General features: G+C 42.3%; 15 protein-coding genes and 1 other RNA gene. 15 read left to right on the top strand and 1 reads right to left on the bottom strand.

Annotated features, from left to right (window positions below):
* Nucleotides 1–17: 17 nt before the first annotated feature.
* The 11 genes from cdd to dnaG all read left to right on the top strand — a co-directional run bounded on the left by cdd (nucleotide 18) and on the right by dnaG (nucleotide 9827).
* Nucleotides 18–428: a cytidine/deoxycytidine deaminase gene (cdd, locus tag BSU_25300; RefSeq protein ID NP_390408.1), complete on the top strand. Its 411-nt coding sequence runs from the start codon at nucleotides 18–20 to the stop codon at nucleotides 426–428.
* Nucleotides 409–1314 (top strand): maturation of 16S RNA and assembly of 30S ribosomal subunit GTPase, encoded by a 906-nt coding sequence (gene era / locus BSU_25290; RefSeq protein ID NP_390407.1) that lies wholly within the window; start codon nucleotides 409–411, stop codon nucleotides 1312–1314. The genes cdd and era overlap by 20 nt, the downstream gene beginning before the upstream one ends.
* Before the next feature lie 147 nt (nucleotides 1315–1461).
* Nucleotides 1462–1605: a hypothetical protein gene (gene yqzL, locus BSU_25289; RefSeq protein ID YP_003097761.1), complete on the top strand. Its 144-nt coding sequence runs from the start codon at nucleotides 1462–1464 to the stop codon at nucleotides 1603–1605.
* 36 nt (nucleotides 1606–1641) lie between these two features.
* Nucleotides 1642–2409: a DNA double strand break repair and homologous recombination factor gene (gene recO, locus BSU_25280; RefSeq protein ID NP_390406.2), complete on the top strand. Its 768-nt coding sequence runs from the start codon at nucleotides 1642–1644 to the stop codon at nucleotides 2407–2409.
* A 39-nt stretch (nucleotides 2410–2448) separates the two neighbouring features.
* Nucleotides 2449–2623, top strand: an RNA gene (gene tboG / locus BSU_misc_RNA_39) — T-box riboswitch controlling synthesis of glycine-tRNA ligase.
* Between the two features lie 82 nt (nucleotides 2624–2705).
* The gene (glyQ, locus tag BSU_25270) at nucleotides 2706–3593 is read left to right on the top strand and encodes a glycyl-tRNA synthetase (alpha subunit) (protein NP_390405.1); all 888 of its coding nucleotides are present in this window, start codon (nucleotides 2706–2708) and stop codon (nucleotides 3591–3593) included.
* Nucleotides 3586–5625, top strand: a complete 2040-nt coding sequence (gene glyS / locus BSU_25260) for a glycyl-tRNA synthetase (beta subunit) (protein ID NP_390404.2) — start codon at nucleotides 3586–3588, stop codon at nucleotides 5623–5625. Before glyQ ends, glyS begins: the two co-directional genes overlap by 8 nt.
* A 132-nt stretch (nucleotides 5626–5757) precedes the next feature.
* A complete protein-coding gene (ccpN, locus tag BSU_25250; protein ID NP_390403.1) occupies nucleotides 5758–6396 on the top strand; it encodes a negative regulator of gluconeogenesis in 639 nt (212 codons plus the stop codon).
* Between the two features lie 25 nt (nucleotides 6397–6421).
* A complete protein-coding gene (gene ppsR / locus BSU_25240) occupies nucleotides 6422–7234 on the top strand; it encodes a bifunctional ADP-dependent kinase-Pi-dependent pyrophosphorylase / positive regulator of gluconeogenesis (RefSeq protein ID NP_390402.1) in 813 nt (270 codons plus the stop codon).
* A gap of 253 nt (nucleotides 7235–7487) precedes the next feature.
* On the top strand, nucleotides 7488–7982 hold the full coding sequence (yqxD, locus tag BSU_25230) for a hypothetical protein (protein ID NP_390401.2): 495 nt from the start codon (nucleotides 7488–7490) through the stop codon (nucleotides 7980–7982).
* Between the two features lie 33 nt (nucleotides 7983–8015).
* A complete protein-coding gene (dnaG, locus tag BSU_25210) occupies nucleotides 8016–9827 on the top strand; it encodes a DNA primase (RefSeq protein NP_390400.2) in 1812 nt (603 codons plus the stop codon).
* Nucleotides 8080–8376, bottom strand: a complete 297-nt coding sequence (gene antE / locus BSU_25220) for a hypothetical protein (RefSeq protein YP_054587.1) — start codon at nucleotides 8374–8376, stop codon at nucleotides 8080–8082. The two genes, dnaG and antE, sit on opposite strands and share 297 nt — an antisense overlap.
* 198 nt (nucleotides 9828–10025) lie before the next feature.
* The 4 genes from sigA (at nucleotide 10026) to yqfO (ending at nucleotide 13853) form a co-directional block, all read left to right on the top strand.
* On the top strand, nucleotides 10026–11141 hold the full coding sequence (gene sigA / locus BSU_25200) for an RNA polymerase major sigma-43 factor (sigma-A) (protein NP_390399.2): 1116 nt from the start codon (nucleotides 10026–10028) through the stop codon (nucleotides 11139–11141).
* A gap of 328 nt (nucleotides 11142–11469) precedes the next feature.
* Nucleotides 11470–11832: a cytochrome c550 gene (cccA, locus tag BSU_25190; RefSeq protein ID NP_390398.1), complete on the top strand. Its 363-nt coding sequence runs from the start codon at nucleotides 11470–11472 to the stop codon at nucleotides 11830–11832.
* A 256-nt stretch (nucleotides 11833–12088) separates the two neighbouring features.
* Nucleotides 12089–12739 carry a tRNA (adenine(22)-N(1))-methyltransferase gene (trmK, locus tag BSU_25180; RefSeq protein NP_390397.1) on the top strand — a complete coding sequence of 217 codons (651 nt, stop codon included), beginning with the start codon at nucleotides 12089–12091 and terminating at the stop codon, nucleotides 12737–12739.
* Nucleotides 12732–13853, top strand: a complete 1122-nt coding sequence (gene yqfO / locus BSU_25170) for a putative GTP cyclohydrolase (protein NP_390396.1) — start codon at nucleotides 12732–12734, stop codon at nucleotides 13851–13853. Before trmK ends, yqfO begins: the two co-directional genes overlap by 8 nt.
* Nucleotides 13854–13868: the final 15 nt, after the last annotated feature.

The raw sequence follows: 13868 nt of genomic DNA, 5'->3' as shown, positions 1-13868 counted from the left end.
AAGAGAGGAATGTACACATGAACAGACAAGAATTAATAACAGAAGCTTTAAAAGCGCGTGATATGGCATATGCGCCGTATTCCAAATTCCAAGTAGGAGCCGCTCTTCTTACCAAGGATGGAAAAGTGTACAGAGGCTGCAATATTGAGAACGCGGCATACAGCATGTGCAATTGCGCCGAGCGTACCGCTTTATTTAAAGCTGTTTCTGAAGGGGATACAGAGTTTCAGATGCTGGCCGTTGCGGCTGACACCCCTGGACCAGTATCTCCGTGCGGAGCCTGCCGACAGGTGATTTCTGAGCTTTGCACAAAAGACGTTATTGTCGTACTGACTAATTTACAAGGACAAATAAAAGAAATGACTGTGGAAGAATTATTGCCAGGCGCATTTTCATCGGAGGATTTACATGACGAACGAAAGCTTTAAATCAGGATTTGTATCCATTATTGGAAGACCAAACGTAGGAAAATCTACATTTTTGAACAGAGTCATTGGACAAAAAATCGCGATCATGAGCGATAAGCCCCAAACGACGAGAAACAAGGTGCAAGGAGTACTGACGACAGGCACATCACAAACCATTTTTATTGACACACCAGGGATTCATAAACCTAAGCATAAACTTGGGGACTTTATGATGAAAGTGGCGCAAAATACATTAAAAGAAGTCGATTTGATCTTGTTTATGATCAATGCTGAGGAAGGCTACGGGAAGGGCGACGAATTCATCATTGAGAAATTGCAGACGATGTCTACGCCTGTATTCTTAATCGTAAACAAAATTGATAAAATTCATCCCGACCAATTGCTTCTGCTAATTGACGAATACCGCAAACGTTATCCTTTTAAGGAAATTGTTCCGATTTCTGCTTTAGAAGGAAATAACATCGAAACCTTGCTCGCGCAGATCGAAGCGTATTTGCCGGAAGGGCCGCAATTCTATCCGAGTGACCAGGTAACTGACCACCCTGAACGATTTATCATTTCTGAATTAATCAGGGAAAAGGTGCTGCATTTGACGAGAGAAGAAATCCCGCACAGCATTGCGGTGGCCATCGAATCCATCAAAGGGCAGGACAACGGTTCTGTGCACGTAGCGGCAACGATTGTGGTCGAGCGGGATTCCCAGAAAGGCATCGTGATCGGTAAAAAAGGAAGCCTTCTAAAAGAGGTTGGAAAAAGAGCGAGAGCGGATATTGAAGCACTGTTGGGCTCCCGTGTCTACCTTGAATTGTGGGTGAAAGTGCAGAAAGACTGGCGTAATAAAATGTCCCAGCTTCGCGATTTTGGCTTTAAAGAGGACGAATATTAATCTCTTCCCGTGTGTGTCATTATCTCACAGGAACAGGGATACATTAGCAAATTTTGTTTAACATGAAATGGAGGACATCTGGTCAAGATAAAGGTAAGAATTTGGAGTTTAGGTAAGCTAGTTTAACTACAGAAAGGTGGGTTTCTTGTGTTGAATTTTACCTGGAACGTATTTTCTCAAACAGGAAATGTTGATACGTATCTTCTTTTTAAAGAACTGGAAAAAGAGAACATGGAAAGACCCGAAGAACTAGAAGATGAGCTAGCCCGATTTGATTATCCAATTTTATAAACCTCTTGGCCGCTCCTGCTTGAGGAAGGTGCGGAAATGCTGACAAAATGTGAAGGGATCGTTCTTCGCACAAATGATTACGGAGAGACGAATAAAATCGTAACATTACTGACAAGAGAACACGGAAAAATAGGTGTTATGGCACGAGGCGCCAAAAAACCGAACAGCCGTTTATCAGCAGTCAGCCAGCCCTTTTTGTATGGTTCTTTCTTAATGCAAAAAACATCGGGCCTCGGAACGCTTCAGCAGGGGGAAATGATCCTCAGCATGAGAGGCATCAGGGAAGACTTGTTTTTAACAGCATATGCTGCCTATGTTGCTGAGTTAGTCGACAGAGGCACAGAAGAAAAAAAGCCAAATCCTTATTTATTTGAATTCATATTAGAATCATTAAAACAGTTGAATGAAGGAACAGATCCGGATGTTATCACCTTCATTGTTCAAATGAAGATGCTCGGTGTCATGGGCCTGTATCCTGAGCTGAATCATTGTGTACATTGTAAAAGCCAAGACGGAACCTTTCATTTCTCTGTTCGTGATAATGGTTTTATATGCCACCGCTGTTTTGAAAAAGATCCTTACAGGATACCGATTAAACCGCAAACGGCAAGGCTGTTAAGGCTCTTTTACTATTTTGATCTGTCGAGACTCGGCAATGTGTCCTTAAAAGAGGAAACAAAAGCTGAATTAAAGCAAGTGATTGATTTATATTACGAAGAATATTCGGGATTGTATTTAAAATCAAAGCGCTTTTTAGATCAAATGGAAAGCATGAAACATCTTATGGGTGAAAACAAAAGTTGACATTTGGTCCATCTTTTTATATGATCATTTATTATAAAATATGTTGCAGTGAGAGAAAGAAGTACTTGCGTTTACCTCATGAAAGCGACCTTAGGGCGGTGTAAGCTAAGGATGAGCACGCAACGAAAGGCATTCTTGAGCAATTTTAAAAAAGAGGCTGGGATTTTGTTCTCAGCAACTAGGGTGGAACCGCGGGAGAACTCTCGTCCCTATGTTTGCGGCTGGCAAGCATAGAGACGGGAGTTTTTTGGTTGCTGCCGCAGTCAACTTATGAAAGAAAAGTGGAGGTGCTTGAAATGAATATTCAAGACATGATTCTAACCTTGCAAAAGCATTGGTCCAGTCAGGGCTGTGTGCTTATGCAGGCTTACGATGTAGAAAAAGGAGCCGGCACGATGAGCCCGTATACATTTTTGCGCAGTATCGGTCCTGAGCCGTGGAAAGTGGCTTATGTAGAGCCTTCCAGACGTCCGGCAGACGGCCGCTACGGGGAGAACCCGAACAGACTGTATCAGCATCATCAGTTCCAGGTCATTATTAAACCGTCACCTGATAACATTCAAGAGCTGTATTTGGATTCCTTGCGTGCTCTTGGAATTGATCCGCTTGAGCACGATATTCGCTTTGTTGAAGACAACTGGGAGAATCCGTCTTTAGGCTGCGCGGGTCTAGGCTGGGAAGTTTGGCTTGACGGAATGGAAATAACACAATTTACGTATTTCCAGCAGGTCGGGGGATTAGAGTGTAAACCCGTTTCTGTAGAGATTACGTATGGAATTGAGCGTCTCGCGTCTTATATCCAGGATAAAGAAAACGTGTTTGACTTGGAATGGACGTCAGGGTTTACAGTAAAAGATTTATTCATGATGGCTGAATATGAGCATTCTGTTTATACGTTTGAAACATCAGACGTCGATATGCTGTTCCAATTGTTCAGCACATATGAAAAAGAAGCGATCAAGCAAATGGACAACGGACTTGTTCATCCAGCATATGACTATGTGCTGAAATGCTCGCACACTTTCAACCTGCTTGATGCCAAAGGTGCGATCTCTGTTACCGAGCGGACGGGCTATATCGCAAGAGTGCGGAATTTAGCTAGAAAAGTAGCAAAAACCTACTATGAGGAACGAGAAAAACTAGGGTTCCCAATGCTTAAAGGGGAGGGTTCTTCTCATGAGTAAACAGGATTTACTTTTAGAGATCGGATTAGAGGAAATGCCGGCGCGCTTTTTGAATGAAAGCATGGTTCAGCTTGGCGACAAGCTGACAGGCTGGCTTAAAGAAAAAAATATTACTCACGGTGAAGTGAAACTCTTCAATACACCGAGACGTCTTGCTGTGTTCGTTAAGGATGTCGCAGAAAAGCAGGATGATATAAAAGAAGAAGCAAAAGGGCCTGCGAAAAAAATTGCCCTTGATGCGGACGGGAACTGGACAAAAGCGGCAATCGGCTTTTCAAAAGGCCAAGGCGCAAATGTGGAAGACCTGTACATCAAAGAAGTAAAAGGCATAGAGTATGTATTCGTGCAAAAATTCCAAGCCGGCCAAGAAACGAAGTCGCTTCTGCCAGAATTGAGCGGTTTAATTACAAGCTTGCATTTCCCGAAAAACATGCGCTGGGGAAATGAAGATTTGCGTTATATCCGACCGATCAAATGGATTGTCGCATTATTTGGACAGGATGTCATTCCATTTTCGATCACAAACGTTGAGTCTGGACGGACAACACAGGGACACCGTTTCCTCGGACATGAAGTGTCAATTGAATCACCTTCAGCTTATGAAGAGCAGCTCAAAGGACAGCATGTTATTGCTGATCCTAGCGTCCGAAAGCAAATGATTCAATCTCAGCTGGAAACAATGGCTGCTGAAAACAATTGGAGCATTCCAGTTGACGAAGACCTTCTTGATGAAGTGAATCATTTAGTAGAATACCCGACAGCTCTTTACGGTTCATTTGAATCCGAGTTTCTGTCAATTCCTGAAGAAGTGCTTGTCACGACAATGAAAGAGCATCAGCGCTACTTCCCTGTCAAAGACAAAAACGGTGACCTGCTGCCTCACTTTATCACAGTCCGAAACGGCAACAGCCACGCGATTGAAAATGTGGCCCGAGGCAATGAAAAAGTGCTGCGCGCACGTTTATCTGATGCTTCATTCTTCTACAAAGAAGATCAGAAACTAAACATTGATGCAAATGTGAAGAAGCTTGAAAATATCGTTTTCCATGAAGAGCTTGGTTCTCTTGCTGATAAGGTTAGGAGAGTCACATCAATCGCAGAGAAACTTGCCGTTCGTCTTCAGGCTGATGAAGATACATTAAAACATGTGAAGCGGGCTGCTGAAATTTCTAAATTCGACCTTGTGACGCATATGATATATGAATTCCCTGAACTTCAAGGAATTATGGGCGAAAAGTATGCGAGAATGCTTGGCGAAGATGAAGCTGTGGCTGCGGCAGTTAATGAACATTATATGCCTAGATCAGCGGGCGGAGAAACGCCTTCTACTTTCACCGGAGCTGTTGTAGCAATGGCGGATAAGCTTGACACAATCGCTTCATTCTTCTCTATCGGCGTAATTCCGACCGGTTCCCAGGACCCTTACGGACTGCGCCGCCAAGCAAGCGGTATTGTTGCGATTCTTCTTGACCGCAACTGGGGAATTTCATTTGAAGAGCTGCTTACTTTCGTTCAAACCGATAAAGAAAATGAACTGCTGGATTTCTTCACTCAGCGCTTGAAATATGTCTTGAATGCTGAACAAATCAGACATGATGTCATTGACGCCGTGCTGGAAAGCTCTGAGCTTGAGCCGTACTCTGCGCTGCATAAAGCACAAGTACTGGAGCAAAAGCTTGGTGCACCTGGCTTTAAGGAAACAGCCGAAGCGTTAGGCCGAGTGATCTCTATCAGCAAAAAAGGAGTCCGCGGAGACATTCAGCCTGATCTGTTTGAAAATGAATACGAAGCAAAACTGTTTGATGCCTACCAAACAGCGAAGCAAAATCTGCAGGAAAACTTCAGCAAAAAAGATTATGAGGCGGCGCTTGCTTCACTTGCAGCCTTAAAAGAACCGATCGATGCTTACTTCGATCATACAATGGTTATAGCGGATAATGAGTCATTAAAGGCAAATCGTTTAGCGCAAATGGTAAGCTTGGCGGATGAGATCAAGTCCTTTGCGAATATGAATGCCCTTATTGTAAAATAAAGAGAGAAAAGGCGGTTGCTGTGTGATCGGTAATCGTCTTTTCCCCATTTATAAGTTTTTTGTTTGATTACAAGATATTTACGTTATAATATGGATTGTTATTTCTTTACATAGCTATGAAGTGAAAAGGTGGTGAGTACGATCGAACTAAATAAACGGCAAGAACATATTTTGCAGATTGTAAAAGAAAACGGGCCGATTACAGGGGAGCATATTGCAGAAAAGCTGAACCTAACCAGGGCGACATTGCGCCCGGATTTAGCCATACTCACCATGTCAGGATTCCTCGAGGCGCGCCCGAGAGTCGGTTATTTCTATACGGGAAAAACCGGCACACAGCTTTTGGCGGATAAACTCAAAAAGCTTCAGGTGAAAGACTTTCAATCTATCCCCGTAGTGATTCACGAAAACGTTTCTGTGTACGATGCGATTTGCACCATGTTTTTAGAAGATGTAGGTACTCTGTTTGTGGTGGACCGCGATGCTGTTTTAGTCGGGGTGCTTTCACGAAAAGACTTGCTCAGAGCGAGCATTGGCCAGCAGGAGCTTACATCGGTCCCTGTTCACATCATCATGACAAGGATGCCGAACATTACGGTGTGCAGACGCGAGGATTATGTGATGGACATTGCAAAGCACTTAATAGAAAAACAAATTGATGCACTGCCTGTCATCAAAGACACCGATAAAGGCTTTGAAGTGATCGGCAGAGTGACAAAAACAAATATGACCAAAATACTTGTCAGTTTATCTGAAAATGAAATCCTATAAGATTGCAAACTAACGGGGGGATAATATGAATAACCGCATCATCTATGTTGTATCGGATTCCGTCGGTGAAACGGCTGAATTGGTAGTAAAAGCAGCACTCAGCCAATTTAACGGATCGGCGGATGATACTCATGTAAGAAGAATTCCTTATGTTGAAGATATAGGCACTATCAATGAAGTGATTTCACTTGCAAAGGCAGACGGCGGCATTATCTGTTTTACACTCGTGGTGCCGGAAATCAGAGAATATTTGATAGCCGAAGCGGAAAAAGCAAATGTTTTATATTATGATATTATCGGCCCGTTGATTGATAAAATGGAAACAGCCTACGGTTTAACAGCGAAATACGAACCGGGGCGGGTGCGCCAGCTTGATGAAGATTATTTCAAAAAAGTGGAGGCCATCGAGTTTGCAGTTAAATACGATGATGGACGTGATCCAAGAGGGATTTTAAAAGCTGATATCGTTTTGATCGGCGTGTCAAGAACGTCTAAAACACCGCTGTCTCAATATCTCGCACACAAACGCCTGAAGGTTGCCAATGTTCCGATTGTACCGGAGGTTGATCCGCCGGAAGAACTCTTTAACGTTGATCCGAAAAAATGCATCGGTTTAAAGATTAGCCCTGATAAACTGAATCATATCAGAAAAGAACGTTTAAAATCACTCGGGCTTAATGATAAAGCGATTTATGCAAATATCAACAGAATCAAAGAGGAACTCGAGTATTTCGAAAAGATTGTGGATCGGATCGGCTGCCAGGTTGTTGATGTTTCAAATAAAGCGGTTGAGGAAACAGCAAATATTATCCATCATCTCAAAACAAAAAACATATAACTCAGGACGCTCTATCCTGGGTTTTTGGCTGTGCCAAAAGGGAATAATGAAAAACAATAGCATCTTTGTGAAGTTTGTATTATAATAAAAAATTGTGATAAAATGATTAATTTTAGGTTTAAGGATCGTGTGATACGAATAAACTATTATGGGTAAGATGTCAAGAATTTCTCCCGGAAATTTTTCGACAAATTCATATACATCCACAATAATAAAGGATGTGCGATTTTGCTTGCTTTTATGCAGGAGTTTAATGGAGGGATGGAGAATTACTCTTCTTAATGAACAAGAAAAGACGATTTTTGTCGATGCTGATGCTTGTCCGGTAAAAGATGAAATTTTACAAACAGCATCCGAGTATGAAGTTCAAGTTCTTTTTGTCGCTTCATTTGAACATTATCAGCTTTCCAGAAGCAATGAAGAAAAATGGAAGTATGTTGATCCTCATAAAGAAGCTGCTGATTTATATATCGCAAATCACGTGAAACCGGGAGATATTGTTGTGACGCAGGACATCGGATTAGCATCTCTGCTGTTGAACAGAAATGTCTCTGTTATGTCGGAAAGAGGTCGTCTTTACAAGGAAGACACGATTGATTTTGCCCTAGAGGGCCGTCATTTTTCCGGCAAACAAAGAAGAAAAGGCGTATATGCCAAAGGGCCTAAAAAATTGAATAAAGAAGATCGAGAACGATTTATTACACTGCTGCAAAAAATCCTGTCGAACGATGAAGGGATTTTGCACTAAAGCATCGAATAATGTACGACGGAGTGTTATAAGATGGGAAATCGGATACCAGATGAAATTGTGGATCAGGTGCAAAAGTCGGCAGATATCGTTGAAGTCATAGGTGATTATGTTCAATTAAAGAAGCAAGGCCGAAACTACTTTGGACTCTGTCCTTTTCATGGAGAAAGCACACCTTCGTTTTCCGTATCGCCCGACAAACAGATTTTTCATTGCTTTGGCTGCGGAGCGGGCGGCAATGTTTTCTCTTTTTTAAGGCAGATGGAAGGCTATTCTTTTGCCGAGTCGGTTTCTCACCTTGCTGACAAATACCAAATTGATTTTCCAGATGATATAACAGTCCATTCCGGAGCCCGGCCAGAGTCTTCTGGAGAACAAAAAATGGCTGAGGCACATGAGCTCCTGAAGAAATTTTACCATCATTTGTTAATAAATACAAAAGAAGGTCAAGAGGCACTGGATTATCTGCTTTCTAGGGGCTTTACGAAAGAGCTGATTAATGAATTTCAGATTGGCTATGCTCTTGATTCTTGGGACTTTATCACGAAATTCCTTGTAAAGAGGGGATTTAGTGAGGCGCAAATGGAAAAAGCGGGTCTCCTGATCAGACGCGAAGACGGAAGCGGATATTTCGACCGCTTCAGAAACCGTGTCATGTTTCCGATCCATGATCATCACGGGGCTGTTGTTGCTTTCTCAGGCAGGGCTCTTGGCAGCCAGCAGCCTAAGTATATGAACAGTCCTGAAACCCCGCTCTTTCATAAAAGCAAACTGCTTTACAATTTTTATAAGGCCCGCCTTCATATCAGAAAGCAGGAAAGAGCAGTCTTATTTGAAGGGTTTGCTGATGTCATATCGGCCGTAAGCTCGGATGTAAAGGAAAGCATAGCCACGATGGGAACGTCTCTTACAGATGATCATGTCAAGATCCTGAGAAGAAACGTCGAAGAAATCATTCTTTGCTATGACTCTGATAAAGCCGGTTATGAAGCCACCTTAAAAGCTTCGGAGCTTCTGCAAAAAAAAGGCTGCAAAGTCAGAGTTGCAATGATTCCTGACGGATTGGACCCTGATGATTACATCAAAAAATTCGGCGGGGAAAAATTTAAAAACGACATTATTGACGCAAGTGTCACCGTAATGGCGTTCAAAATGCAATATTTCCGAAAAGGAAAGAACCTGTCCGATGAAGGCGACCGCCTAGCTTACATTAAAGACGTACTGAAAGAAATCAGCACGCTTTCAGGGTCTCTAGAGCAGGAAGTCTATGTAAAGCAGCTTGCTTCAGAGTTTTCGCTTTCACAGGAGTCTTTAACTGAGCAGCTGTCTGTTTTCAGCAAGCAAAACAAACCTGCTGACAATAGCGGTGAAACTAAAACGCGGCGAGCGCATCTGACGACAAAAGCAAGGCAAAAACGTTTGCGTCCGGCGTATGAAAATGCAGAAAGGCTGTTACTCGCTCACATGCTTCGAGATCGGAGCGTCATCAAAAAAGTGATTGACCGGGTAGGGTTTCAATTTAATATTGATGAGCACCGGGCATTAGCCGCTTATCTTTATGCTTTTTATGAAGAGGGAGCCGAGCTGACGCCTCAGCATCTGATGGCCAGGGTGACGGATGATCATATAAGCCAGCTCTTGTCCGATATATTAATGCTTCAGGTTAATCAAGAGCTTAGCGAAGCCGAGTTATCAGATTATGTAAAAAAAGTGTTGAATCAAAGAAATTGGTCAATGATAAAAGAAAAAGAGGCGGAAAGAGCCGAAGCAGAAAGGCAAAAAGATTTTTTAAGAGCTGCTTCTTTGGCTCAAGAAATCGTTACATTGAACCGATCTTTAAAATAACTGGAGAACTGATGAGGAGCATTTATTGGCAATGATTCCTTGCGGAGGAGCAAATAGATCGCTTAACCTCATCATGAATTGTCATTTCATTATTCGCACATTGTTAAAGGCAGTTCACATAGAAAACGCCTGAATGGACCGAATAAGAATCATACCGCTTATAGAATTCGTTGCAAGCTTTGGAAGGAGGGATCCATAATGGCTGATAAACAAACCCACGAGACAGAATTAACATTCGACCAAGTAAAAGAGCAATTAACAGAGTCTGGTAAAAAACGTGGCGTTTTGACATATGAAGAAATTGCTGAGCGTATGTCCAGCTTTGAAATTGAATCAGACCAAATGGATGAGTATTATGAATTTTTAGGTGAACAAGGTGTTGAATTAATTAGTGAGAATGAAGAAACAGAAGATCCTAATATTCAGCAGCTTGCCAAAGCCGAAGAAGAATTTGACCTTAATGACCTAAGTGTACCGCCTGGCGTTAAAATCAATGACCCAGTTCGTATGTATTTAAAGGAAATCGGTCGGGTTAACCTTCTTTCTGCAAAAGAAGAAATCGCCTACGCTCAAAAGATTGAAGAAGGTGACGAAGAATCTAAACGCAGATTGGCTGAAGCGAACCTGCGGCTTGTTGTCAGTATCGCAAAACGGTATGTCGGACGCGGTATGCTGTTCCTTGATCTGATCCAGGAAGGAAACATGGGCCTGATGAAAGCCGTTGAAAAATTTGATTATCGCAAAGGTTATAAATTCAGTACGTATGCTACGTGGTGGATCAGACAGGCGATTACACGCGCCATTGCCGATCAGGCGAGAACGATCCGGATTCCCGTTCATATGGTTGAAACCATTAATAAATTAATCCGTGTGCAGCGTCAATTACTGCAAGACTTAGGCAGAGAACCAACACCTGAAGAAATTGCGGAAGATATGGATTTAACGCCTGAAAAAGTACGCGAAATCTTAAAGATTGCTCAAGAGCCGGTATCTCTGGAAACACCGATCGGTGAAGAGGATGACTCGCACCTTGGTGATTTCATTGAAGACCAAGAAGCAACTTCACCTTCTGACCACGCCGCATACGAGCTATTGAAAGAGCAGCTGGAAGATGTGCTTGATACGTTAACTGATCGTGAAGAAAATGTATTGCGTCTTCGATTCGGTCTTGATGACGGCCGTACAAGAACATTAGAAGAGGTCGGCAAAGTATTTGGAGTAACGAGAGAGCGTATTCGACAAATCGAAGCCAAAGCGTTGCGGAAACTAAGACATCCTAGCAGAAGTAAACGTTTGAAAGATTTCCTTGAATAAGATGGAACGGGTCTTGAAGATCCGTTCTTCTTTTTTTAAAAAGATATATGGATAATATGCCTTTATTTTACTGAAAAATGATGTCATTTGCAAATGAACATTGTGGTGAAAAATTTCAAAATCTAATTCCATATTTTCTATTGTAAGCGTATACAATACATTATACAATAGAATAAAAAGGATATTAGAGATTTAGGCATGTTTCTATTCAATTTTGTATAAAGTGTGAATAAAAAACTTTTGTATAGCAATCCATTTACTTTTTGTAAAAATAAGTTAGAATTAGAAGTGTTTACATAGGGGGAAGGATCAAAAAGGGGGAAGGGAAATGAAATGGAACCCGCTTATTCCATTTTTGCTGATCGCTGTTTTAGGAATTGGTCTAACTTTCTTTTTATCAGTAAAAGGACTTGATGACTCTCGGGAGATTGCGAGCGGAGGAGAAAGCAAATCTGCTGAAAAGAAAGATGCAAACGCTTCACCAGAAGAAATTTACAAGGCAAACTGCATCGCATGCCACGGTGAAAATTATGAAGGTGTTTCGGGTCCTAGCTTAAAAGGTGTAGGGGATAAGAAAGATGTCGCTGAAATTAAAACAAAGATCGAAAAAGGCGGTAATGGAATGCCTTCCGGTCTTGTTCCGGCCGATAAGCTGGATGATATGGCAGAGTGGGTGTCAAAAATTAAATAAAAGAACTATTTTTCTCTTTATACATTCACAGGCCGCCGAGATGTTCTCGACAGCCTTTTATTTTTGACTGCTGCGTGCAGACCCGCATCAAAAGAAATAATTTCAAAATCATTTGCTTCAGCTTGGATTCCGGGCTGATTTTTTATATGATAGTAAAGGAAAAAATGATTGAGAAAAGTTGTGATGACAAGTGAACGAATTAAAATTATCTAAACGATTGCAAACAGTAGCGGAGTACATACCGAATGGAGCGGTGATGGCCGATATCGGCTCTGACCACGCCTACCTTCCTTGTTATGCGGTGCTGAATCATAAAGCCAGCGGGGCGATTGCCGGAGAAATAACAGACGGCCCATTTTTGTCTGCAAAGCGGCAGGTTGAAAAATCAGGCTTAAACTCGCACATTTCTGTAAGGCAGGGAGACGGACTGGAAGTGATTAAAAAAGGTGAAGCTGATGCCATTACGATTGCCGGAATGGGCGGGGCTTTGATCGCTCACATTTTAGAAGCGGGCAAAGACAAATTAACGGGGAAGGAACGGCTCATTTTACAGCCGAATATTCATGCTGTTCATATCAGGGAGTGGCTTTATAAAGAAAGATATGCGCTGATAGATGAGGTAATCCTTGAAGAGGACGGAAAGTGCTATGAGGTGCTGGTGGCAGAAGCGGGAGACAGGGATGCGGCTTATGACGGTATTTCTTTATCAGCCGGGATGCTCGTTGGCCCTTTCTTGGCAAAAGAAAAAAATGCTGTCTTTTTGAAAAAGTGGACACAAGAGCTTCAGCACACTCAAAGCATTTATGAACAGATCAGCCAAGCGGCGGATACAGAGCAAAACAAACAAAAATTAAAGGAGCTCGCCGATCGAATGGAGCTGTTAAAGGAGGTAATCGATCATGGCTAAAAGTGTAAATGGGCAGCAGATCATCCAGCTGTTTGAACAATTTTCCCCGAAAGCCTATGCGGTTGAAGGAGATAAAATCGGCCTGCAAATCGGCACCTTAAACAAACCAATTAAAAATGTGATGGTTACACTTGATGTGTTAGAGAGCGTTATCGATGAAGCGATTGAAAAAGAGGTTGACTTGATTATTGCACACCATCCACCAATTTTCCGGTCGCTAAAGCATATTTCAACAGATCAGCCTGCCGGAAGGTTAATTGAAAAGTGTTTGAAGCATGATATTGCTGTTTATGCAGCTCATACAAATTTAGACGTTGCGGACGGCGGTGTGAATGATTTGCTTGCTGAAGCATTAGAGCTGAGTGAGACGGAAGTGCTGGCACCTACTTATACGGATCCTCTGAAAAAGCTGGCAGTTTACGTGCCGAAGGAATATGAAGAGCAGGTCAGAGCCGCGCTCGGAAATGCGGGGGCCGGCCATATCGGTGAATACAGCCATTGCGCGTTTTCATCTGAAGGAATCGGCAGCTTTAAGCCATTGGACGGAGCTAAGCCTTTTATCGGTGAAGTGGGAGAGCTTGAGCTTGTTCATGAAGTAAGGCTTGAGACTGTATTTCCTAAAAGCGTCGAAAAGGCTGTTATCAATGCAATGATAAAAAGCCATCCATATGAAGAAGTCGCTTACGATATCTATCCTGTCGAACAGACTCCCGCCGAAAAAGGGCTCGGCCGTGTCGGAACCCTTAAAAATGAGATGACGCTCAAGGAATTCGCTTTATTTGTGAAAGACAAGCTTGACGTCAATGGTGTCAGAATGGTTGGGGATGCTGACAGCATGGTGAAAAAAGTAGCTGTTCTTGGCGGAGATGGAAACAAGTATATTCATCATGCAAAACGAAAGGGAGCCGATGTTTACGTCACAGGAGATTTATACTTCCATGTGGCCCATGATGCGATGATGCTTGGCCTAAATGTGGTTGATCCGGGCCATTACGCGGAAAAAATCATGAAAGAAGGCGTCACGAGAAAACTTACATCAATGTGTAATGATAAAAAGTTTGGCGTGAATATCTTTGTTTCTGAAACAGATACAAATCCATTTACATTTCTATAAAAAAACTGAGGCTTT

Origin of the sequence: Bacillus subtilis subsp. subtilis str. 168, assembly GCF_000009045.1 — a bacterium.
Taxonomy (GTDB): domain Bacteria; phylum Bacillota; class Bacilli; order Bacillales; family Bacillaceae; genus Bacillus; species Bacillus subtilis.
Note: the sequence above shows the minus strand (reverse complement) of the source record. Positions and strands in the feature narration are given on the sequence as shown.